This is a genomic window from Sphingomonas sp., assembly GCF_036677245.1.
In the GTDB taxonomy this organism is placed as follows: Bacteria; Pseudomonadota; Alphaproteobacteria; order Sphingomonadales; family Sphingomonadaceae; genus Allosphingosinicella.
The window spans coordinates 26,760-47,614 of record NZ_JAKFCG010000011.1 but is presented as its reverse complement, the minus strand read 5'-3'; the positions used below and the strand labels follow the sequence as shown (position 1 = coordinate 47,614).

The following is a 20,855-nucleotide window of genomic DNA, read 5'->3' as shown; positions in this document are numbered from 1 at the left end:
ACGATGCTCTAAACCCGCTCGGCGCTCGACACTGCATCGCTCGCCCGCAGCGCCGCGAGAATCCGCATCAGATGCTGGACGTCGTGCACCTCGATATCGAGGTGAAAGGTGTGGAAGCTGCCGTCGCGGCTGGTCTGGTCGAGGCTCACGATATTGGCGCCGTGGCTGCCCATCACCCCCGCGATGCGGGCGAGTGAGCCCGGCTCGTGCTTGATCACCACGCACAGCCGCGCGGTTCCGCCGTCCGACTCGTCGCCCCAGGCGAGGTCGACCCAGTCGGCGTCGACCCCGTCCGCGAGCCGCTCGCAGCCGATCGTGTGGACCTCGATGCCGGTGCCCTCGCGGCGCAGGCCCACGATCCGATCCCCGGGGATGGGATGGCAGCATTCGGCGAGGTCGAACGCCACGCCCGGCGTAAGCCCCTTGATCGAGATCGCCTGTCGTTGGGGAAGAGCCTTGACGCCGTCCTTGCCGGTCGAGCCGGGCAGCAGCGCCTCCATCACGGCGACATCGTCGACCCGCTTCAGCGCGATCGCTTCCATCAGCGCGTCGTCGTCGTGGAGGTTGAGCCGCTTGAGCGCTTCGGCCATCGCTTCCCAGCCGAGCGCGTTGGGCAGGCGCTGGACGATCTCGTCGAAGATCTTGCGGCCGAGCGCCACCGTCTCCTCGCGCTCCTTCGATTTGACGAAGCGGCGGATCTTGGCGCGCGCCTTGCCGGTGACGACGAAGCTCAGCCAGGCCGGCTGCGGGTGCTGCGCCTTGGAGACGAGGATCTCGACCTGGTCGCCATTCTCGAGAGGCGTGCGCAGCGGCATCACGCGGCCGTTGATCTTCGCGCCGACGGTCTGATCGCCAAGATCGGTGTGCACGGCATAAGCGAAATCGACCGGGGTCGCGCCCTTGGGTAGCTGGATCAGCTCGCCCTTGGGGGTGAAAGCGAAGATCCGGTCCTGGTACATTGCCATCCGGGTGTGCTCGAGCAGCTCCTCGGCGCTGCCGGCGTGGTCGAGGATCTCGATCAGGTCGGTGATCCACGGATGCTGGGCGGTGGCGGCGACCTCGCCCTCCTTATAGGCCCAATGGGCGGCGAGGCCGTGCTCGGCGCGGGCATGCATCTCGCGCGTGCGGATCTGAATCTCGATCCGCACCTGCTCGTCGTGGATGATCGAGGTGTGGAGCGACTGATAGCCGTTGCGCTTCGGCGTCGAGATGAAATCCTTGAAGCGGCCTGGGACCATCGGCCAGCGTTGGTGGATGAGCCCGAGCGTGCGGTAGCAATCGTCGACGCTGTCGACGACCGCGCGGAACGCCATGATGTCCGACAATTGCTCGAAGCTGACGTGCCGCTCGGCCATCTTGCGCCAGATCGAATACGGATGCTTCTCGCGGCCCTGGACCTGAGCGTCGACGCCGTTCGCCTCGAGATGGGCCTTGAGGCCCTTGCCGATCCGCTCGATCAGATCCTCGCCGCCGCTGTGGAGCTGCTCGAGCCGGCGTGAGATCGACGCATAAGCGTCGGGCTCCAGCTCGCGGAACGCCAGGGTCTGCATCTCGGTCATGAACTCGTACATGCCGATCCGCTCGGCAAGCGGCGCGTAGATATCCATCGTCTCGCGCGCGATGCGGCGGCGCTTTTCCTCCGAGCGGATAAAATGGAGCGTGCGCATATTGTGCAGCCGGTCGGCGAGCTTGACGAGCAGCACCCGGATGTCGCCGGACATGGCGAGCAGGAACTTGCGAAGATTCTCCGCTGCCCTCTGATTCTCGCTTTCAGCCTCGATCTTCGAAAGCTTGGTCACGCCGTCGACCAACCGGGCAACATTCTTGCCGAACAGCCGCTCGATCTCCTCCGGGGTGGCCACGGTATCCTCGATCGTGTCGTGCAGGATCGCGGTCGCGATCGTCTCGTCGTCGAGATGGAGGTCGGTGAGGATGCCGGCGACCTCGATGGGATGACTGTAATAGGGATCGCCCGAGGCGCGCTTCTGGCTGCCGTGCGCCTTCATCGAGAACACATAGGCGCGGTTGATCATCGCCTCGTCCGCATCCGGATCGTAGGCCTTCACCTTGTCGAGAAGCTCATATTGCCGCAGCATGTTATCAACATGGGGTGCGGCAGCGCCACGTTGCAACGCAAAAAGGCGCCAGGAGCCGCGCGGCCGCGCATTTTCCCCGCCCGAGCCGTCGCATTGTGCTGCGATGCGGCCGTCTTGCCGCGCCGCTGTCGGCACCAAAATGCTGAAGTCGATTACTTTCCGCCGAAAATGGGGTAGATTTGCGCGGCATGGCGAAGGAATGTCAGAAAGCCTGGTTGACCGAGTGCGCGCTTCCAGCCGCACTCGAAGCCGTCGGCGAGCGCTGGTCGTTCCTGATCCTGCGCGGTGTCTTCCACGGTCTTCACCATTTCGAGGAATTCCAGGCGACGCTCGGCATCGCCCGCAACATCCTCTCGAACCGGTTGGCGCGGCTGGTCGAACATGGTGTGCTCGAGCGGCAGCCCGACCCCTATGACCGGCGCAAGATCGCCTATCACTTGACCGAGAAGGGGCGCGAGCTGCTGCCGGTGCTGGTCGCGCTCCGGCAATGGGGCGAGCGCTGGGTTTCGGGCGTGCCGAGCAACCCGGTGCTGGTGGACAAGAAGAGCGGCCGCCCGGTCGCGCGCATGGCTGTGTCGACCTGCGACGGCCGGCCTCTGTCGCTCACCGAGCTCGGCTGGCTCGACCGCTCGCAGATTGCGGCGCCGGATGCGGCCCCGGCTGGTGGGAGCGCCATCGAGCAGACGCCGACGCGCCGTATCGGCTCGCGCTAGATCACGGTGGTATCGGCTGAATCAGCCTGAAGCGTGACTCAAGATCTCGATTATTTGAATAGAGCCTGTTTCACGCTTTGGTGGAGGCGCGAAGCGCTTCCACCTCAACGATCAGGCTTTAGTCGTAATCGCCGGCGAGATTGGTGTTGCGCGGCGGCGCTGCCGCGGTCAGGCGCAGTGCTTCGGCCGAGGCGCTCAGCGAGCCGACCTCGTCGGGGGCGTCGTCGTCGTCGACCTGAACCTTCTGGAGATTGGAGATCGATGCTTCCTCGAGGTGCTTCGGCTTGACGGTTTCCTCGGCGATCTCGCGCAGCGCGACCACCGGATTCTTGTCGCGGTCGCGGTCGATGGTCAGCTCGGCGCCGCCCGAGATCTGGCGCGCGCGTTGCGCGGCGAGAAGGACCAGGTCGAAACGGTTCGGAATCTTGTCGACGCAATCTTCGACGGTAACGCGCGCCATGAGAGCAGCTCCGCTGACAATAGGGCTGATGGGGAAGCGGCGCCGCTAGCAGCCGAGCTGAGAAATGTCAATGTTCTCGCGCCTTGCGCACCGCTGTCGCGGGCTCCAAATGGGAGGCCATGGCCGACGCACGACCCGCGCATCCGACGCCGCCCGCCCTCGAGGTCGAAGGCAATAGGCTGACCGTGCTCAGCGGCGGCGAAGACCGGCTTGCGGCGCTGCTCGGCCTGATCGCCGGCGCGCGCGAGCAGCTGCGCATCCTTTACTATATCTTCGAGGATGACGCGTCCGGCCGCGCTGTTCGCGATGCCTTGCTCGAGGCCTGCGGCCGCGGCGTCCAGGTCTCGATTCTCGTCGACGGCTTCGGGAGCGATGCCGCCAGCGATGCCTTGTTCCAGCCGCTGATCGACGCCGGCTGCCGCTTCTGCCGCTTCGCGCCGCGCTGGGGCCGGCGCTACTTGCTGCGCAACCATCAAAAGCTCGCGCTCGCGGACCAGGACAATGTTCTGGTCGGCGGCTTCAACGTCTCCGATGAATATTTCGCGAGCCCCGAAAGCGGCGCCTGGCGCGACCTTGGGCTTTGCGTCAGCGGGCCTGGTGTCGCGTGCCTTGCCGCTTATTTCGACGATTTGTTCGCCTGGACATCGCGGAACGGCCGAATCCGCGAGCTGCGGCGGATGCTGACCCGGCACAGCGGCGATTCCGGCCCGCTGCGCTGGCTTTTCGGCGGTCCCACACGGCGGCTCAATCCCTGGGCGCGGGCGCTGAAGAACGATATGCTGCGTGCACGCTCGCTCGACATGATTGCCGCCTATTTCGCACCAAGCCGGGCGATGCTGCGCCGCATCACCGGCATCGCCAGGCGCGGCCGGTCGCGGGTCGTGACCGCCTCGAAGTCCGACAATGGCGCGACGGTCGGTGCGGCGCGCCACACCTATAACCGGCTGCTCCGGCGCGGCGTGGAAGTCTATGAATATCAGCGCACCAAGCTCCACACCAAGCTGATCGTCGTCGATGACGTCGTCCATATCGGCTCGGCGAATTTCGACATGCGCAGCCTCTATCTCAATCTCGAGATGATGCTGCGCGTTGAGGATCCTGCCTTTGCGGCGAGGATGCGCGCCTATGTCGATGGGGAGATCGAGGACAGCCGGCGGATCACGACCGCGCTGCACCGGCGGCAGAGGAGCCTGTTCAACCGCCTCAAATGGGGACTCTGCTACTTCATCGTGGCGACGATGGACTATAATGTGTCGCGGCGGCTCAACTTCGGGGTCGATGGGAGCTGACGATCCACCCCCGGACGAGAGGGGCCCGAGCGAGGGAAGCCCTCAGCATTCCTTCCAGGCCCAGAACAAGGTAGCGGGCGGGATGTTGATCCACTCGAAGCCCTTGTCGATGCGATCGAAGTGCGGCGCGATGAACTCGCGCACCTTGGGCGAGAATTGATAGACCAGGAACGCGCCGCCGGGACGCAGCGCCGCAGCCGTCTCGGCCGCGATCTTCGGCCCGACCCCGGGCGGCAAGGTCGAGAAGGGTAGGCCCGACACGACATAGTCCGCCGATTCGAAGCCGCAGTCCGCCATGATGCTGCGCACGTCGGCGGCCGATCCGGTGACCGCCCGCAGCCGGTTGTCGGTGAACTTGCGGTCGAGATAATGGGTGAAGTCGTCGTTGGTGTCGATTGCGAGCAAAGTCGCGTCGGGCGCGATGCGATCGAGGATGTGCTGGGTGAAGGTGCCGACGCCGGGGCCGTATTCGACGAACAATTTGCACTTCTGCCAATCGACGGGAGCGAGCATCTTTTCGATCAGCACCTTCGACGAGGGGATGACCGATCCGACCATCACCGGGTGCTTCACGAAGCCGCGCAGGAACTGCCAGAGCGGGCCGCCGCCGGCGGTTCGGGCGAAACGGCGTTCGCGTTGGATATTCTCTGCGGATAAGGTCATTCTAGGCCCCGTGGCTGGTAAGCGGCTTCGTGCGTTCGCAAATCAACGCGGCAATGGCAAGGGTGAGGCGAGCCGCAACGGCGACAATCGACGTTTCGCGACAGGCCGCTTGTTTTGCGGGATGGTGGACGGATGAACATCGAAAAGGGCAGCATCGCCGTCATCTTCGTCTCGCGGCGCACCGGCGCCGATGCCGAAGGCTATGCGCGCGCCGCCGCCGAGATGGAGGCGGCGGTGGCCAGCGCGCCGGGTTATCTCGGCCACGACAGCGTCAGCAGCGCCGAGGGCGGCGGCATCACGGTCAGCTATTGGCGCGACGAGGCGTCGGTCGCGCAGTGGCGCGCGCACACGAGGCACAGCGAGGTGCGGCAGGCGGGACGCGATCATTGGTACCATCACTACCGGCTGGTTGTCGCCAGCGTGCTGCGCAGCGATGAATGGCATGGCTGAAATCGGCACCGCGGCGGCGTTCAGCCCTTCGGCCCGCGCGGCGTGAGCATGCCCGGGGTGATGAAGCCGATGCCCCCCGATCCGAACGCCTCCTGCTTGAGCCGGCCTTCGATTTCCGAATAATCGCGCTCCATCTCCTCGGTGACGGAGGCGCGGGTCTCGCCGAGCGCGCGTTCGAAATGGGCCATCGTGACCTCCTGCGCATCCATCGAATCGCGGAGCGCGAACAGTCCGGCGCGGCGCACCAGATCCTCGAGATCGGCACCGGTGAAGCGGTCGGTCCGCTCGGCAATGCGATCGAGATCGACATCCTCGGCGAGCGGCATGCGCTCGACGTGGATCGCGAGGATACGCCGCCGGCCCGCCGCGTCCGGCACCGGAACATAGATGAGCTCGTCGAACCGCCCCGGCCGCAGCAACGCCGGGTCGATCAGATTGGGGCGGTTGGTCGCGCCGATCACCACCACCGACTGCAGCTCCTCGAGGCCGTCCATCTCGGCCAGGATCGTGTTGACCACACGCTCGGTCACTTGCGGCTCGCCCAGGCCGCCGCCGCGCGCCGGAACCAGGCTGTCGAGCTCGTCGATGAAGATCACGGTCGGTGCCACCTGGCGCGCGCGCGCGAATAGCCGGGCGATCTGCTGCTCCGACTCGCCGTACCATTTCGAGAGCAGGTCCGAGGATTTGGTCGCGATGAAATTGGCCTGCGCCTCGCGGGCGGTTGCCTTGGCGAGCAGGGTCTTGCCGGTGCCCGGCGGGCCGTAGAGCAGGAAGCCCTTCGCCGGCCGGATCCCCAATCGGCGGAACGCCTCGGGGTCCTTGAGCGGCAGCTCGACGCCTTCGCGCAGCCGCTCGCGGGCGTCGTCGAGGCCGCCGATATCCTCCCAGCGTACGTTCGGCACCTGCACCATGACTTCGCGCATCGCCGACGGCTGGACCCGCTTGAGCGCCTGCTCGAAATCGTTGCGCGTGACCGACAGGCTGTCGAGCACCTCGGGCGGGATCGTCCCTTCCTCGAGGTTGATCCGGGGCATGATGCGCCGCACCGCTTCGATCGCCGCCTCGCGAGTCAGCGCGGCGATGTCGGCGCCGACGAAGCCATAGGTCTGGCGGGCGAGCTCCTGCAGATCGACCTCGCTGTCGAGCGGCATGCCGCGCGTGTGGATGCCGAGGATCTCGCGCCGTCCGGTTTCGTCCGGAACGCCAACGACGATCTCCCGGTCGAAGCGCCCGGGGCGACGAAGCGCCTCGTCGAGCGCCTCCGGCCGGTTGGTCGCGGCGATCACGACGACGTTCTGGCGGGGCTCGAGCCCGTCGAGCAAGGTCAGCAATTGCGCGACCAATCTCTTTTCGGCCTCGCCGCTCACCTGGTCGCGCTTCGGCGCGATCGAATCGATCTCGTCGATGAACAGGATCGAAGGGCCGGACTTGGCGGCCTCCTCGAACACTTGGCGCAGCCGTTTCTCGCTCTCGCCATAAGCTGAGCCCATGATCTCGGGTCCGGCGATGTGGAAGAAGGTCGCGTCGCTTTCATTGGCGACCGCGCGCGCCAGCCGCGTCTTGCCCGTGCCCGGGGGGCCGTGGAGCAGAACGCCCTTGGGCGGATCGACGCCGAGCCGCTCGAAGATCTCCGGGTAGCGCAACGGCAGCTCGACCATCTCGCGCAGCTGGTCGATGGTCGAGCCGAGGCCGCCGAGATCGTCGTACGTGACGTCGGCGCGGCGGGCATCTTTCGCTTCGGTATATTCGGGACGAAGCTCGACCTCGGTGTTGCGATCGATGTGGACGATGCCCTTCGGCATCGTCGAGACCACCGCGAGCCGGATCTCCTGCAGCGCGTAGGCCGGGGCATAGAGCATCTTGCGCAGCTCGGGAGGAATGTCGGAGCGGTCGACCTGCTGCTGGCCGGTGGTCGAGACGATGTCGCCCGCGGTCACCGGCTTCATGTCGAAGCTGCGCTTGAGCGCATTGGCGGAACCCTGGAGCCGCAGATTCTTCTGCGCCGGCGCGAACACGACCCGCTGGGCGGGCTTCGATTCGGCCTTGCCGATCGCGACGTAATCGCCCGAGCCGATCTCGGCGTTGGCGCGCTGAAGGCCGTCGAGGCGGATGATGTCGAGGCCCTCGTCCTCGGGATAGGACAAGACCGCGCGCGCCGGCGTCGATCTCTTGCCGATGATCTCGATGACGTCGCCTTCGCTGAGACCCATCTCGTTCATCAGCGCCCGCGGCAGCCGTGCAAGCCCGCGGCCGCTGTCCTCCGGACGCATCGTCGCCACCTGCAACCGCTTGGGCTTTTGTTCAACGTCCGCCATAGGATCTCCCAACTGTCCCCGGAGGGTAGATAAGAAAGCAGAACGGCGGTTACAGGCCAGGGGTCCAAAAAAAGCAAATCGAGAGGCTGCGCCGCCGGACGGCAGGCAAAAAAAAGGGCCGGTCCCGAAGGGCCGACCCTGAAAGTTGTTAGGAGAGGATGCCTGAAAGGCGACACCTTATTCGCACTTGCAACATAATTGTGCAAGTGCGAAGAGAGACGGTATGGTTGCAAAGTTTGCATCTGCCCTCTCTCGGGCATATGCTTTCATGGAACCAAGGTGCCGTTCGTGCACTGCAAAAAAATGATAAGAGTGACCGATGCGTAGATTACCCCCGCTGACGGCGATCGAGGCGTTCGTGCAAGTCGCCCGCCAAGGGTCGATAAAGGCCGCCGCCGAAGCGCTGGCATTGTCGTCGCCCGCTTTGACGCGGCGGATCCAGGCGCTCGAGCGCTTCGTCGGCCGGCCTTTGTTCGAGCGTCGCCACCAGGCCATTGCCCTCAATCCGGACGGCGAGCGGCTGCTGGCCGAGATCGGCCCCTCGCTCGACGCTCTCGCCTTGGCGATGGAGCGCGCGACCGGCGAAGCCGCGCTGATCCGGCTCCGCCTCGCTGTGCTGCCGTTGTTCGCGTCGCAGCGGCTGATGCCGCACCTCGGCGAGCTGCGCGCGCTCCATCCCGAGCTGCACATCGACATCGACACCGGCGCGCACAGCCTGGCGCGGCTCGACGAGGGGCTCGACGCGGTGATCGTTCTCGCCACCGACATCGACCCGACCCTTTATTCGCGCCGGATCGACAGCAACAAGATCCTCGCGATCGGCGCCCGCGACCTGCAGGACGGGGCGGCGCGGATGACCGATCCGGCCCAGCTTGCCGACGCGACCGTATTGCTGCACCGCGACATGGCCGAGACGTTCGACTATTGGCGTGAGGCGATCGGAATGAGCGACCTCCAGCCCGCTGCGATCGACCTGTTCGATTCGGGCCAGCTGATCCTCGACGCCGCCGCGCAGGGTCTCGGCGTCGCGTTCATGCACGAAAGCCACCTCACCGATGCGCACGACGAACGGCTGGTCCAGCTGTTCGATGTCGCGGTCGAGAGTCCCTACAGCTATTGGTTCGCCTGTCGGCGCTCGGCGCTCACGCGCCGCCCGGTGCGCCTTTTCCACGATTGGCTGTTCGACAAGCTGCTCGTCGACCCGCCGGCAGCGGTCGAGCCGGTCCGCGCCGGCGTCTGAAACCCTTCCCGAGAGGGCCGTACCAGCGCTGGCGCGGCCGTCGGGACCTCTCGCCGCGGGTGCAGGTCAGGCGCGCAGGCTGGCCTTGACGATCTTGCCGGGCTTCTGGGGCGGCTCGCCCTTGGGCAGCGCATCGACATGCTCCATGCCTTCGACGACCTGACCCCAGACGGTATATTGGCCGTCGAGAAAACGGGCGTCGTCGAAGCACAGGAAGAACTGGCTGTTGGCGCTGTTGGGGTTCTGCGCGCGCGCCATCGACGCGGTTCCGCGAACGTGCGGCTCGCGGCTGAACTCCGCCTTCAGATCGGGCTTCTTCGAGCCGCCGGTGCCGGTGCCGGTCGGATCGCCGCCCTGCGCCATGAAGCCGGGGATGACGCGGTGGAAGACGACACCGTCATAAAAGCCCTCCTCGACCAGTTCCTTGATGCGGTCGACGTGGCCGGGCGCGAGATCGGGCCGCAGGCGGATGACGACGTCGCCGCCGCTGTCGAGATTGAGAACGAGGGTGTTGAGTTCGTCGGCCATGCAAAGTCTCCTGTTGCTCGGCAGCGACTTAAGCGGGGAGGGCCGACTGCGCCACCCCCGCAGCCGGAGAAATGTCGACAGGCGCGGCGACTTTTCTATAGGAGGACCGGAAATCCTGGTCTGGTCGGTGCGAGCCGCGGCCGGGGTTGGTTCACTGACGCTGCCGGCGCAAATTGGAGAGGGCGATGAGCGAGAGCGATTCCGAAGCGCCCGACAGCGAACGCGACCGTCACGCGGACGGCGAAGCGCAGGGCACCGGCTCTCCCTACGGCCAGGCAAAAACCGGCGACGATCGGCTCGACGAGGACGATCGGCTGAAGCCCGAATTCGTCCGCGCGGTGGTCGAGAAGGTCGAAGCGGGGGACAATGAAGCCGCGCGCGCCTTGGTCGCGCCGCTCCACCCGGCGGACATCGCCGACCTGTTCGAGCTGGTCGACCGCGACGAGCGGCGCGCGCTGGCCGCCTCGCTCGCCGAGCTGCTCGACGCCGACGTCATCGCGGAGATGAACGACTGGGTCCGCGAGGAGCTGATCGACACGCTCGAGCCGCACCAGGTCGCCGACATCGCCGGCCGGTTGGAGACCGACGACGCCGTCGCGATCATCGAGGACATGGAGGAGGACGATCAGCGCGCGGTGCTGCGCGCGCTCGACCCCGACGACCGCGCGGCGATCGAGCAGGCGCTGACCTATCCCGAGGAATCGGCCGGCCGCCTGATGCAGCGCGACCTGATCGCGGTGCCCGAGCATTGGACGATCGGCCAGGTGATCGACTATCTCCGCGCCGGCAAGGAGCTGGCGACCGATTTCTGGGAAATCTACGTCGTCGATCCGCAGCATCGTCCGGTCGGCACCTGCATGCTCTCGTGGGTGCTGCGCACGCAGCGCAAGGTCCCGGTCGCCGACGTGATGAAGCGCGAGCAGACGTTGATCCCGGTCGACATGGACCAGGAGGAGGTCGCGCTCCGCTTCCAGAAATATGCCTTGATCTCGGCCGCGGTCGTCGATCAGTCCGGCCGCCTGGTCGGGATGATCACGGTCGACGACATCGTCCACATCATCCAGGAGGAAGCCGGCGAAGACGTGCTGCTGCTCTCGGGCGCGGGCGAGGGCGACATCAACGAGCCGGTCGCGGACAGCTACAAGAGCCGGGTTCGCTGGCTGATCGCCAATCTGCTCACCGCCTTGGTCGCCTCCTCGATCATCCGCATGTTCGAAGGCAGCATCGCCCGTATGGCGGTGCTCGCGGTGCTGATGCCGATCGTCGCCGGCGTCGGCGGCAATGCCGGAACCCAGACCTTGGCGGTGACGGTGCGCGCGCTGGCGACCAACCAGCTCACCAAGTCGAACACGATGCGCGCGATCGGCCGCGAGATCCGGGTTGCCCTGCTCAACGGCATCACGATCGCGGTGCTGATCGGCGTCGCGGTCTCGCTGGTTCTGCAGAGCCCGCCGCTCGGCGCCGTGATCGCGGCGGCGATGCTCGCCAACATCGTCATCGCCGGCCTCGCCGGCGTGCTCGTGCCGCTGGCGATCGAGCGCGCCAAGGCCGATCCGGCGGTCGCGTCATCGGTGTTCGTGACGATGGTGACCGATTCGATGGGCTTCCTGGTCTTCCTCGGGCTCGCGAGCGCGACCGGGATCGTTCCCTAGAGCGGAATGCGCGATATCTGGATCACGCATCCCGCTCTAATCGTTTGTTACCGCATCGTTTTCTGCGCAAAACCGGTTCCCACTTTTGCGCACGATGCTTCAGAAACGCCATCGCCGGCGCAATCACGGTCTTGCTGACTCGTGCCCGGGTGCGGCATTGACGACGCATGTCCCTCCCCGTCAGCCGCATTCATCTGAGCAAGGTCGCGGTCGGCTGCGCCAGTTATGAGGCGCTGCGGCAGCGCATCGCATCCCGCGCCGGCGACGGCATCGTGGCGATCACGACGCGCTTCCGGCCCAAGCGTGCCGATGAGTTGGTCGGCGGGTCGATCTACTGGATCGTCAAGCACCGCATCATCGCGCGCCAGACGATCCTCGGCTTTGCCGACGGCGAGGACCGCAGGACATTGATCAGGCTCGATGCGAGGCTGGTGCCGGTCAGGGCCTATCCCAAGCGCGCCCACCAGGGTTGGCGCTATCTCGATGCCGCCGACGTGCCGCAGGATTTCGACAGCGGCGATGCGGATCTCGGGGCGCTTCCGCCTGCGTTGGTCGGGGAGCTGTCGGCGCTGGCGCTGATCTGAGCCGATCCGCCTGTTGGAGCATAAAGCGAAAGGTGGGTACCGGATTTTCGCAACAAGCAATGCGGCATCAAGCCCTATCGCCCGCACTTCACCTGGCCGGCGCCGACCGCCTTGACCGTGCAGGCCGGGGTGCCGAGGATTTCAACGTCGCCCGAGCCGGTGGCGGTGATCTTCGCGGCGCGGGTCACCCGAAGCGTGATCACTCCGGCGGTGTCGGCGGCGATTTGCGCATCATCGACCGTGAGGCCCTCCGCCTCGACGCTGCCGGCGCCGTGGATTTCGGCGCGCAGTGTTTTGGCACTGCCGCCGAGCCGGATCGTGCCGGCGCCCATCTGGGTCAGAAGCAACGTATCGGCCTGGACCCGCGCGACATTGAGCCGGCCGCTGCCGGCGACGATCAGATCGAGGCGCATCGCCTTGGCACTGTCGATGTCCAGCAGGCCGGCACCGTCGACGCTCGCGGCACGCAGATCCTGGGTGGTCAGGACGATGGTCAGCGATCCGTTCTGCTCGCCGGGATAGCCGCCCCAGGCGGATTGGTTTGGCCGGACCCGCAGGGTGCGCCCCTGGACGTCGATCGAAACGCGGTCGAGCGCGCCGCGCGGGCCGCTGGCGATCGCCGAAGCCGAGCGTCCGGTGCCGAGGCGGACCTGATAGGCGCCGCTGATCTGGACCCGGTCGAAATCCGTGACGGTGAAGCGCCGCTCGGCGGCGCCGGCTGAAGCGGGGAGGGCGGCGAAGGCGGCGGCGAGGGCGAGCAGGTTCCTGTGCATCAGCGCCTTATGGTGCGATATGGTTAACGACCAATCACCGGACGGGCGGGGCGGAAGATGTTCCGGTCCTTTAGGACAAAAAAAGGCGGCCCGCATCGGGGCCGCCTTCTTCGTCGGGAACAGGCGCTTGGCCTATTTCTCCTGGACCTTGTCCTTGTTGTAGACCGCCGCCGCGACATTGAGGATGTCGAGGATCTTGTCGAGCGCCTTGGGCTCGTCGACCTGCTCCATCGCCGCAAGCTCGCGCGCGAGGCGGCTCGAAGCGGCCTCGAAGATCTGCCGCTCGGAATAGCTCTGCTCGGGCTGGTCGTCGGCGCGGAACAAGTCGCGGGTCACCTCGGCGATCGAGACGAGGTCGCCGGAATTGATCTTGGCTTCATATTCCTGCGCGCGGCGCGACCACATTGTGCGTTTGACCTTGGGCTTGCCCTTGAGCGTTGCGAGCGCTTCCTGCATCGTCTTGTCGGACGACAATTTGCGCATCCCGACGCTCTCCGCCTTGTTGGTCGGCACGCGGAGCGTCATTTTCTCCTTTTCGAAGCGCAGCACATACAGTTCGAGCTGCATGCCCGCGATGTCGGTGCTCTGCAGTTCGATGACACGCCCAACCCCGTGCTTGGGGTAAACCACGTAATCGCCAACGTCGAAGCTCAACGCCTTCGCTGCCATTTATTAGACCTTCCCATGGAAACAGCCGCAAACCGCATGATATGCCGCATCCGTCCCTGACCGATGCAGTTCAAAACCGGGTTTTGCAGCGATTCTAGATCGCCAAAATGCGGACGCAAACGCCCGCTCGGTGGCGATTATCTAACATAAACTAGGCGTAAAAGCTAGCCTTGCGGCGCGCGCGCAATATCGCCGCCTAAATATGGCCGGCTGTTTTGGCCCTGCGCCCGGGGGCGCCGCCGCTTCACCGCTCGTGGCGCCGACCGTTCGGTCGAGAGCCTGATCGTTTGAGGTGGAAGCGCTTCGCGCTTCCACCGAGAGCGTGACTCAGGCTCTATTCATATGGTCGAGGCGCGGACCCCAGGGTCAATCGCCCTGGCCAGGCTCCGGCGAGAAGTATTTCTCGAACTTGCCGGTCTCGCCCTTGTGCTCGTCGGCATCGGCGGGCGATTCCCGCTTGCGGGTGATGTTCGGCCATTCGGCCGAATATTGCGCGTTGATCTCGAGCCACTTTTCCTGGCCGAGCTCGGTATCGGGCAAGATCGCCTCGGCCGGGCATTCGGGCTCGCACACGCCGCAGTCGATGCACTCGCTCGGATTGATCACGAGCATGTTGTCGCCCTCGTAGAAGCAGTCGACCGGACACACCTCCACACAGTCCATATATTTGCAGCGGATGCAATTGTCGGTCACGACATAGGTCATTGGGCTTCTCCTGGCGCGCCCACCCCCTAATCGCCCAGCGCTTCGCTCGTCAACGTCCGTTCGGCGATCTCGCTATAAAGCGTGCGTGCCTCGGCCGGCGGGCCGCGCCGCGCCGGCAGCGCTTCGATGCGGATCACCCGCACGGTTCCGCGCGTCGCAAAGCTCAGCACGTCGCCGACGCGGACCGGCGCATGCGCGCGATCGACGACGCGGCCGGCGAGGCGGATCCGTCCTTCCTCGGCCATCGCCTGGGCAAGCGCACGCGTCTTGACGATGCGCGCGAACCACAGAAATTTATCGAGCCTGAGGCTGGCGCCCTCAGCCATTGCGGCGCAGCCCGGCAAGCGCAGCGAAAGCGTGCGACGGAGCCACCTCGCGTTCCTGCCGCCGCGGCGCGCGGCCTTTCCAAATCCAGCCGATATCATTCGCGGCGGGCCTGAAGCCGATGTCCCGCATCAAGCGCGCGATCGCCTGCGGGTGAAGCCCGAGCGATGTGACGAGCGCCGTGTTGACGACCTCCGTCTGCTTGCCCGCGCGCGCCTGATGCGCGTGGCGCGCGAGGCGCTCGACGAGATCGACCCGCAGCATTTGCGGACCGAGCATCCTGAAGCCGAGCTTGGTGAGGAAGTCGCGCTCGTCGCCTTGGGGTGCCGCAAGCACGACGCTCGCCGGCGGCGGCAGCGCCGGCATCAGCGCGCCGGCCGCGGCCGCGCGAAGCGCCGTGCGCCAGCGCAGCGCCTCGGGTTTGAGCGCGTCGGGCAGGAAGAGGTCGAGCGCACCAATCCGGACGCGCAGGCTGGTGAGCATCTTGCGCTGCCGCGGATCGAGCCCCGCGAGCGGCGCCGCGACCTCCGAACGCGCGATCACGCCGCCTTCGTCGACGATCATCGCCAGAATCGAGCGAACGCCCGCGGGCATCGCCGGATCGCGCGCCGCAGCTCCCGCCGCGCGAAGCGGGCCGAGCGCCCGCTCGACCTGGGTTCGCACCCAGATCTGGAGCCGCTCGATCACGGCGTCGCGGCCCCGCTCGGACAGCGACAGCAGGCGTTTGTCGAGCAGCAGCCGCGGCGAAAGCAGGTTCTTGCCCGGCCCGAGCCGCGCCACCTCATGGCCGCGCCAGAGGATCGCCACCGGCTGCTGCGCCTCGGTCCGCAAGGTGAAATTGAGGTCGGTGTCCGCGACCAGCGCCGCCGCGCGCTTCTCATACTCGCCGCCGAGGCGGCGCTCGGCCGTGGCGAGCAGCATCTTGCGGTCGGCGTGGCGGGCGCTGGGATCGACCTCGAAATGGAAGCCGCGCAACGATCCGATGGCATAGCTGCCGACGCTCACCTCGCCCTGCTCGTCGATGATCACCGGGAAGTCGGCCGCGGCACTGCCGCTCGCGAGATCGCGCATCAGCACCGATGTCCGCCGATCGACGAAACGCTGGGTCAACCGCTCGTGCAGCGCGTCCGACAGCCGTTCCTCGACTTCGCGGGTGCGCTCCGCCATCGCTGCCGGGTCGCTCAGCCAATCGGCGCGATGGGCGATATAGGCCCAGGTGCGGACCCCGGCGATGCGGTCGGCCAGCGTGTCGATGTCGCCCTGGACGTTGTCGAGGCGCGCGACCTGCTCGGCGCACCAACCGTTCGGGATGCGGCCGCTGCCCTCGGTGAGATAAGCGAAGATCCGAGCAACCAGCCGCGCGTGCGGATCGACCCCGGTCTTCCTGAAATCGGGCAGCCCGCAGGCCGCCCACAGGCGCTGCACGCGGGCGGGCGAATTGGCGCGCGCCGGCGTCTCGCCATCCTCGGCCAGCCGCTTGAGCACCGCGAGATCGATCGCCTCCGGCGCGGCGCGCAGTCCCGGCCGATCGGGGCGCCGCTCGAGCGAGCGGATCAGCGCGGCGACGCTGCTGAAATCGGGATCGCCCTCGCGCCAGTAGAGGAATTCGAGCGGCGCGAAGCGATGCTCCTCGATCGCCTCGATCTCCTCCGGGCGGAACTCGGCCGAAAGCTCGCCTTCGAGCGTGAGCACACCAAAGGTGCCGTCGCGCTGGTGGCGGCCGGCGCGGCCGGCGATCTGCGCCATCTCGGCGGTGCTGAGCCGCCGCCGGCGCTTGCCGTCGAATTTCGACAGGCCGGCGAAGGCGACATGGCTGACGTCCATGTTGAGGCCCATGCCGATCGCGTCGGTGGCGACCAGATAATCGACCTCGCCGGCCTGGTACATCGCGACCTGGGCATTGCGCGTGCGCGGGCTCAACGCGCCCATCACCACTGCGGCGCCGCCGCGCATCCGCCGCAGCATCTCGGCGACCGCATAGACCTGCTCCGCCGAGAAGGCGACGATCGCCGAACGCGGCGGCAAGCGCGACAGCTTGGTCGGGCCGGCGTAGCTCAACGTCGAGAAGCGGGGGCGGCCGACGATCTCCGCCTTGGGCAGCAATGTCCGCACCATCGGCGCGAGGCTTTCGGAGCCGAGAATCATCGTCTCCTCGCGGCCGCGGACATGGAGCATGCGATCGGTGAAGACATGGCCGCGCTCCGGATCGATCCCGAGCTGCGCCTCGTCCAAGGCGACAAAGGCGAAGTCGCGGTCGACCGGCATCGATTCGGCCGTGCACAGGAACCAACGAGCGTCCTTCGGCAGGATCTTCTCCTCGCCGGTGATCAGCGCGACCTGGTTCGCCCCCTTGATCTTGACGACCCGATCATAGACCTCGCGGGCGAGCAGGCGCAGCGGAAATCCGATCATTCCGCTCGAATGCGCGCACATCCGTTCGACGGCCAGATGGGTCTTGCCGGTGTTGGTCGGCCCAAGGATGGCAGCCAACGGCGCCCGGGCGAAATCGCTCATCGACGTTACATTGGCACGCTCGCGCGGAAGCGCAACGCTTTGAATAGGTTCCAGTCGCTTTGCACGGCTCACCGGGGAGTCGTGGCGGTTCACCGCAAGAATCGGCGATAGCGAAGAGGGCTTACTTTACATTAACCCATTTTACCCACAGTCCTCTTGGTCGACGCGAGAGCGGGGGCGATAAGAGTCGCGGGGGGGCCGAACACTGTTTCAATTCCATGACATAGGTGGAGGCCCTGGTGGCGGCGCTGCGGCGCTGACCCTGGATCGCCCGCTCAGTCGTGCCGCTTTCGCTCCCGCATATGCGCCCCGCTCCGCCCCCAGTTTTGGCCCGGTCAAAGGCTTCCAGCCGCACGCCCCAGCGCGGGGCCTTGCGCCGGCCAAGTCCAGGCTCAAGGCGATGCTCGCGGAGCTCGAGCTGGTCACCGATCTTGGCGCTCAGATCGGCTCGCGCGAGTGGCGGCGTGGCTTCGTCGTCTGCGTCGCGCTTTGCTATTCCGCTTATGCGTTTGCCCCGGGCATCGAGCCGCTGGTCGGCGCCTCGCCCGCTCCTCTGGCCGATGCGCAATGGGAAGAAGCCCGCGCGCTCACCATCTCGCCGCTGGCTTACGGCGCCGACACCGGCCGACGCATGGCCGCGACCGATGCCGTCGAGCCTTTGGCCGACACGCCGGAACGTCCCAGGATCGATCTGCTTGCGACCTTGAGCCGCGGCGATGCCTTTGGCCGTGTGCTGCGGCGCGCCGGCGTCGGCAAGGCCGAGGCCGACAGCGTCGCGGAAATGGTGGGCGACGCGATTCCGCTGGGCGAGCTCAGCCCCGGCACGACGATCGACGTCACGCTCGGCCGCCGTCCCTCGAAGGATGTTGCGCGCCCGCTCGATGCGCTATCGTTCCGCGCCGCGTTCGATCTCAAGCTCGAGGTTCGCAGGCTCGGCGGATCGCTGAGACTGATTCGGCATCCGATCGCCGTCGACGAGACGCCACTCAGGATCCAAGGCCGGGTCGGCTCGAGCCTCTATCGCTCGGCGCGCGCGGTCGGCGCTCCGGCGCGCGCGGTCGAAGCCTATATTCGCGCCATCGCGAGCCAGATCGAGATCGGCAGCGTCGGCGCCGACGACCGGTTCGACATCATTCTCAAGCATCGCCGCGCCGAAACCGGCGAGACCGAGACCGGCGAGCTCTTGTACGCGGGGCTCGATCGGGCGCGGGCGAAGGACCTGCAGCTGATGCAATGGGAGCAAGGCGGCAGGACGCAATGGTTCGAGGCGTCGGGCGTCGGCAGGACGAGCGGCATGCTCCAGCGCCCGGTCCCCGGCACCGTCTCTTCCAATTTCGGCATGCGCCGGCATCCGATCCTCGGTTATTCGCGGATGCACAAGGGGATGGATTTCCGCGCCGGCTACGGCACGCCGATCCTCGCCGCGACCTCCGGCAGGGTGGTGCGCGCCGGATGGGCGGGCGGTTACGGCAGGCAGGTCCGCCTCAGCCATCCCGGCGAGCTTGCCACATCCTATTCGCACATGAGCCGGATCGTCGCACAACCCGGTCAATATGTCCGGCAGGGCCAGATCATCGGCTATGTCGGCTCGACCGGCCTTTCGACCGGGCCGCACCTCCACTACGAAATGTATCGCAACGGCCGGCCGGTCAACCCGGCGTCGGTCAAGTTCACGACCCGCGCGCAGTTGAGCGGGCGGGCGCTCGCCGGCTTCAGGAGCAAGCTGCGCAACCTGCTCGGGGTGCGCGCTGCCGGCGTGCGGCCGAGCCAGACGCGGACCGCCACGGCAGAGGCGGCGAAGAAGGCCGGCCGGGCCTGATCCCGCCGCGGGGCGGATTTCCCCGTCACCCGCGCCAAGGTCTAGAGCAAGCTGCGATCGGATGGAATCGCAGCCTGCCCTATAACCATTTGATACCGCATTGCTTCTTGCGAAAAGCCGGTACCCACCTTTTTTTCGCTTCATGCTCCAACTGCGCGTCGAGCCAAAGCTTCCGTAATAGGTACCGGCTCGCTGACGGCGTGACGGGGTTCGGCAGGACCTTCGCCGCCAGCCGCACGGCCTGCCCGCCCGCGGCCTGGTGGCGCGAGGTCGTTTGGGGTTGAGCCTCAGGCCCGCCGCTTGATCAGCGTCCCTGGCTGCGCCAGCGCCGCACGACTCTCGTGACCATGCCTTCCTCATCCCCGGTCTGGCGCCACAATTCGGAGAACAAAGGGTCGGCGGAGGCGGGCTGGCGGTCGCGCTCGAGGTCGTCGAACGACACTCGGATCGGAATCGAAACACCCTCCCCGCAGACGATGCATTCGCGGTTGCGCAACGCCGGAATGGCGTCGAGGAAGCCGCGCGCGCCCTCGGGCATCGCGCTTTTGACGAACTGTTGGTCGCGATCGTTGTTGAGGCGCATGGCGATGATCGTGCCGCACTGCGAGAGCACGCCTTCGGCAAGATCGGATGGACGCTGCGTGATCAGGCCGAGCGCGACGCCGTACTTACGACCTTCCTTCGCGATCCGCTCCAGGATCTTGCGCGCCGACTGACCCGACGATGTCTTGTCGGCTGGGACGTAGCGGTGCGCCTCCTCGCAGATCAGCAGCACCGGCCGCTGAAGCTCGTTGCGCGACCAGATGGCATAATCGAACACAAGGCGCGCGAGCACCGCGACGACCACGGACGTGATGTCGGACGGAACGCCCGAGACGTCGACGATCGAGATCGGCTTGCCCTTGCTGGGGAAGCGGAAGATCTTGGCGATGAAGGCGGCCATGCTGTCGCCGACGAGCATTCCCGAGAACATGAAATTATAGCGCGGATCGGACTTCAATTCGTCGATCTTGGTCTTCAGGCGCATGAACGGCGCGGTGTCGGTCGCCTTGTTGAGCAGGCCCATCTCGTTGCTGATCGCGGTCAGCAGATCGGAGATGAGATAGGGGATCGGCGAATCGACGGTGAGCTTGGAAAGGCCTTCGGCGGCGCGATTCTTGGCGCGCGCCATCAGCAGGCATTTGGCGAGGATATCCTTGTCCTGCTGCTTCTCGGCGCCGGTCGAGGTGATGAACACCTCGCAATGCTCCTCGAAGTTCATCAGCCAATAAGGCATTGCGAGATTGTCGACGTTGAACAATTCGCCATTGCTCTTGAACGCCGCCGAATATTCGCCGTGCGGATCGATCATGACGATGTGCCCGTCGGGCGACAGATCGCAGATGCGGTGCATGATCAGCGCGGCGGAGGTCGACTTGCCGGTGCCGGTCGATCCGAGCAATGCGAAATGCTTGCCGAGCAGGGCGTCGATGTAGAGCGCGCCGCGGACGTCGCGGGTCGGATAGACGGTGCCGATCTCGATATGCGCCCGGTCATCGGCCGCGAACATCTGCTTCAGGTCGGCGCCGGTCACCGGGTAAACGAGATTGCCCGGAATCGGATAGCTGGTGATGCCGCGCTTGAAGTTGGTCAGCCTGCCGTTGCGTTCGTCCTCGTCGCCTTCGCCGAGGAAGTCGATCTCGGCGGTGACGAGATCGCCGTCGCCCTCGTTGACGCGGAGCGCGCGGACGTTGGCGAGCAGCCATTTGGCCGATGCTTCGAGCTTGATCTGGCTGCCGACCTGACCGGACAGAGCGACGCTCGGATCGGGATCGATCCCGATCTCGCGCAACCTCTTGCCCTCCATCTGGACTCTCGCCCCGCCGCCGCTGATCTCGGTCACCCGGCCGATCGGCGCGAGGCGCGTCGAGGATGTCACCTGCTGCGCGACCGGCACCGTCGATTCCTCGGGCGCGGGAGTGGCAGGGAAATTGCTATATGCCATGTCGTTCATGCGGTCGCCATCATCCCAAGCTGAGCCATTGCAGGCTGATTAACGCAATTGGGTAAACAACTGATTTG

18 protein-coding genes are annotated in these 20,855 nt (G+C 66.3%); 7 read left to right on the top strand and 11 right to left on the bottom strand.

What is annotated here, in order from left to right; translation table 11 throughout:
• Positions 1-8 precede the first annotated feature (8 nt).
• Positions 9-2,096 carry a RelA/SpoT family protein gene (locus V6M48_RS01285; RefSeq protein WP_332810704.1) on the bottom strand — a complete coding sequence of 696 codons (2,088 nt, stop codon included), beginning with the start codon at positions 2,094-2,096 and terminating at the stop codon, positions 9-11.
• A gap of 188 nt (positions 2,097-2,284) precedes the next feature.
• On the opposite strand from V6M48_RS01285, the gene V6M48_RS01280 reads away from it, so the two are divergent.
• Positions 2,285-2,809 carry a winged helix-turn-helix transcriptional regulator gene (locus tag V6M48_RS01280; RefSeq protein WP_332810703.1) on the top strand — a complete coding sequence of 175 codons (525 nt, stop codon included), beginning with the start codon at positions 2,285-2,287 and terminating at the stop codon, positions 2,807-2,809.
• Positions 2,810-2,927: 118 nt separating this feature from the next.
• Here V6M48_RS01280 and rpoZ read toward each other — a convergent pair whose 3' ends face one another.
• Positions 2,928-3,269, bottom strand: coding sequence for a DNA-directed RNA polymerase subunit omega (gene rpoZ / locus V6M48_RS01275; protein ID WP_332810702.1), 342 nt, complete (start codon positions 3,267-3,269; stop codon positions 2,928-2,930).
• 119 nt (positions 3,270-3,388) lie between these two features.
• Here rpoZ and V6M48_RS01270 point away from each other — a divergent pair, with 119 nt between their 5' ends.
• Positions 3,389-4,558 carry a phospholipase D-like domain-containing protein gene (locus V6M48_RS01270; RefSeq protein ID WP_332810701.1) on the top strand — a complete coding sequence of 390 codons (1,170 nt, stop codon included), beginning with the start codon at positions 3,389-3,391 and terminating at the stop codon, positions 4,556-4,558.
• 42 nt (positions 4,559-4,600) lie between these two features.
• On the opposite strand, the gene V6M48_RS01265 is transcribed toward V6M48_RS01270, so the two are convergent.
• The gene (locus V6M48_RS01265) at positions 4,601-5,221 is read right to left on the bottom strand and encodes a class I SAM-dependent methyltransferase (RefSeq protein ID WP_443019025.1); all 621 of its coding nucleotides are present in this window, start codon (positions 5,219-5,221) and stop codon (positions 4,601-4,603) included.
• A gap of 132 nt (positions 5,222-5,353) precedes the next feature.
• Here V6M48_RS01265 and V6M48_RS01260 point away from each other — a divergent pair, with 132 nt between their 5' ends.
• Positions 5,354-5,671 (top strand): antibiotic biosynthesis monooxygenase family protein, encoded by a 318-nt coding sequence (locus V6M48_RS01260; protein WP_332810700.1) that lies wholly within the window; start codon positions 5,354-5,356, stop codon positions 5,669-5,671.
• 20 nt (positions 5,672-5,691) lie between these two features.
• Here V6M48_RS01260 and V6M48_RS01255 read toward each other — a convergent pair whose 3' ends face one another.
• Positions 5,692-7,986, bottom strand: coding sequence for a CDC48 family AAA ATPase (locus V6M48_RS01255; protein WP_332810699.1), 2,295 nt, complete (start codon positions 7,984-7,986; stop codon positions 5,692-5,694).
• Positions 7,987-8,305: 319 nt separating this feature from the next.
• On the opposite strand from V6M48_RS01255, the gene V6M48_RS01250 reads away from it, so the two are divergent.
• Entirely contained in the window at positions 8,306-9,226 is a 921-nt protein-coding gene (locus tag V6M48_RS01250; RefSeq protein WP_332810698.1) for a LysR substrate-binding domain-containing protein, read from the top strand.
• A gap of 66 nt (positions 9,227-9,292) precedes the next feature.
• Here V6M48_RS01250 and V6M48_RS01245 read toward each other — a convergent pair whose 3' ends face one another.
• On the bottom strand, positions 9,293-9,754 hold the full coding sequence (locus V6M48_RS01245; RefSeq protein ID WP_332810697.1) for a peptidylprolyl isomerase: 462 nt from the start codon (positions 9,752-9,754) through the stop codon (positions 9,293-9,295).
• Positions 9,755-9,939: 185 nt separating this feature from the next.
• Between V6M48_RS01245 and mgtE the strand changes: the two genes are divergently transcribed.
• Entirely contained in the window at positions 9,940-11,406 is a 1,467-nt protein-coding gene (mgtE, locus tag V6M48_RS01240; protein ID WP_332810696.1) for a magnesium transporter, read from the top strand.
• 167 nt (positions 11,407-11,573) lie between these two features.
• Positions 11,574-11,990, top strand: a complete 417-nt coding sequence (locus tag V6M48_RS01235; RefSeq protein ID WP_332810695.1) for a DUF1489 family protein — start codon at positions 11,574-11,576, stop codon at positions 11,988-11,990.
• Between the two features lie 74 nt (positions 11,991-12,064).
• Here V6M48_RS01235 and V6M48_RS01230 read toward each other — a convergent pair whose 3' ends face one another.
• The 5 genes from V6M48_RS01230 to V6M48_RS01210 all read right to left on the bottom strand — a co-directional run bounded on the left by V6M48_RS01230 (position 12,065) and on the right by V6M48_RS01210 (position 16,975).
• Positions 12,065-12,763: a head GIN domain-containing protein gene (locus tag V6M48_RS01230; RefSeq protein ID WP_332810694.1), complete on the bottom strand. Its 699-nt coding sequence runs from the start codon at positions 12,761-12,763 to the stop codon at positions 12,065-12,067.
• A gap of 132 nt (positions 12,764-12,895) precedes the next feature.
• Positions 12,896-13,432, bottom strand: a complete 537-nt coding sequence (locus V6M48_RS01225) for a CarD family transcriptional regulator (RefSeq protein ID WP_332810693.1) — start codon at positions 13,430-13,432, stop codon at positions 12,896-12,898.
• A gap of 366 nt (positions 13,433-13,798) precedes the next feature.
• Positions 13,799-14,137, bottom strand: coding sequence for a ferredoxin FdxA (gene fdxA, locus V6M48_RS01220; protein WP_332810692.1), 339 nt, complete (start codon positions 14,135-14,137; stop codon positions 13,799-13,801).
• Positions 14,138-14,163: 26 nt separating this feature from the next.
• Positions 14,164-14,463 carry an RNA-binding S4 domain-containing protein gene (locus V6M48_RS01215; RefSeq protein ID WP_332810691.1) on the bottom strand — a complete coding sequence of 100 codons (300 nt, stop codon included), beginning with the start codon at positions 14,461-14,463 and terminating at the stop codon, positions 14,164-14,166.
• Positions 14,456-16,975, bottom strand: a complete 2,520-nt coding sequence (locus V6M48_RS01210) for a helicase-related protein (RefSeq protein ID WP_332810690.1) — start codon at positions 16,973-16,975, stop codon at positions 14,456-14,458. The genes V6M48_RS01215 and V6M48_RS01210 overlap by 8 nt, the downstream gene beginning before the upstream one ends.
• Positions 16,976-17,375: 400 nt before the next feature.
• On the opposite strand from V6M48_RS01210, the gene V6M48_RS01205 reads away from it, so the two are divergent.
• On the top strand, positions 17,376-18,794 hold the full coding sequence (locus V6M48_RS01205) for a M23 family metallopeptidase (protein WP_332810689.1): 1,419 nt from the start codon (positions 17,376-17,378) through the stop codon (positions 18,792-18,794).
• Positions 18,795-19,098: 304 nt separating this feature from the next.
• On the opposite strand, the gene V6M48_RS01200 is transcribed toward V6M48_RS01205, so the two are convergent.
• Positions 19,099-20,787, bottom strand: coding sequence for an ATP-binding protein (locus tag V6M48_RS01200; RefSeq protein WP_332810688.1), 1,689 nt, complete (start codon positions 20,785-20,787; stop codon positions 19,099-19,101).
• Positions 20,788-20,855 lie beyond the last annotated feature (68 nt).

Bases quoted from the DNA above. Each gene is read 5' to 3' on its own strand.
- V6M48_RS01285 (WP_332810704.1), bottom strand. From the start codon at position 2,096: ATGCTGCGGCAATATGAGCTTCTCGACAAGGTGAAGGCCTACGATCCG.
- V6M48_RS01280 (WP_332810703.1), top strand. From the start codon at position 2,285: ATGGCGAAGGAATGTCAGAAAGCCTGGTTGACCGAGTGCGCGCTTCCA.
- rpoZ (WP_332810702.1), bottom strand. From the start codon at position 3,269: ATGGCGCGCGTTACCGTCGAAGATTGCGTCGACAAGATTCCGAACCGT.
- V6M48_RS01270 (WP_332810701.1), top strand. From the start codon at position 3,389: ATGGCCGACGCACGACCCGCGCATCCGACGCCGCCCGCCCTCGAGGTC.
- V6M48_RS01265 (WP_443019025.1), bottom strand. From the start codon at position 5,221: ATGACCTTATCCGCAGAGAATATCCAACGCGAACGCCGTTTCGCCCGA.
- V6M48_RS01260 (WP_332810700.1), top strand. From the start codon at position 5,354: ATGAACATCGAAAAGGGCAGCATCGCCGTCATCTTCGTCTCGCGGCGC.
- V6M48_RS01255 (WP_332810699.1), bottom strand. From the start codon at position 7,986: ATGGCGGACGTTGAACAAAAGCCCAAGCGGTTGCAGGTGGCGACGATG.
- V6M48_RS01250 (WP_332810698.1), top strand. From the start codon at position 8,306: ATGCGTAGATTACCCCCGCTGACGGCGATCGAGGCGTTCGTGCAAGTC.
- V6M48_RS01245 (WP_332810697.1), bottom strand. From the start codon at position 9,754: ATGGCCGACGAACTCAACACCCTCGTTCTCAATCTCGACAGCGGCGGC.
- mgtE (WP_332810696.1), top strand. From the start codon at position 9,940: ATGAGCGAGAGCGATTCCGAAGCGCCCGACAGCGAACGCGACCGTCAC.
- V6M48_RS01235 (WP_332810695.1), top strand. From the start codon at position 11,574: ATGTCCCTCCCCGTCAGCCGCATTCATCTGAGCAAGGTCGCGGTCGGC.
- V6M48_RS01230 (WP_332810694.1), bottom strand. From the start codon at position 12,763: ATGCACAGGAACCTGCTCGCCCTCGCCGCCGCCTTCGCCGCCCTCCCC.
- V6M48_RS01225 (WP_332810693.1), bottom strand. From the start codon at position 13,432: ATGGCAGCGAAGGCGTTGAGCTTCGACGTTGGCGATTACGTGGTTTAC.
- fdxA (WP_332810692.1), bottom strand. From the start codon at position 14,137: ATGACCTATGTCGTGACCGACAATTGCATCCGCTGCAAATATATGGAC.
- V6M48_RS01215 (WP_332810691.1), bottom strand. From the start codon at position 14,463: ATGGCTGAGGGCGCCAGCCTCAGGCTCGATAAATTTCTGTGGTTCGCG.
- V6M48_RS01210 (WP_332810690.1), bottom strand. From the start codon at position 16,975: ATGAGCGATTTCGCCCGGGCGCCGTTGGCTGCCATCCTTGGGCCGACC.
- V6M48_RS01205 (WP_332810689.1), top strand. From the start codon at position 17,376: ATGCTCGCGGAGCTCGAGCTGGTCACCGATCTTGGCGCTCAGATCGGC.
- V6M48_RS01200 (WP_332810688.1), bottom strand. From the start codon at position 20,787: ATGAACGACATGGCATATAGCAATTTCCCTGCCACTCCCGCGCCCGAG.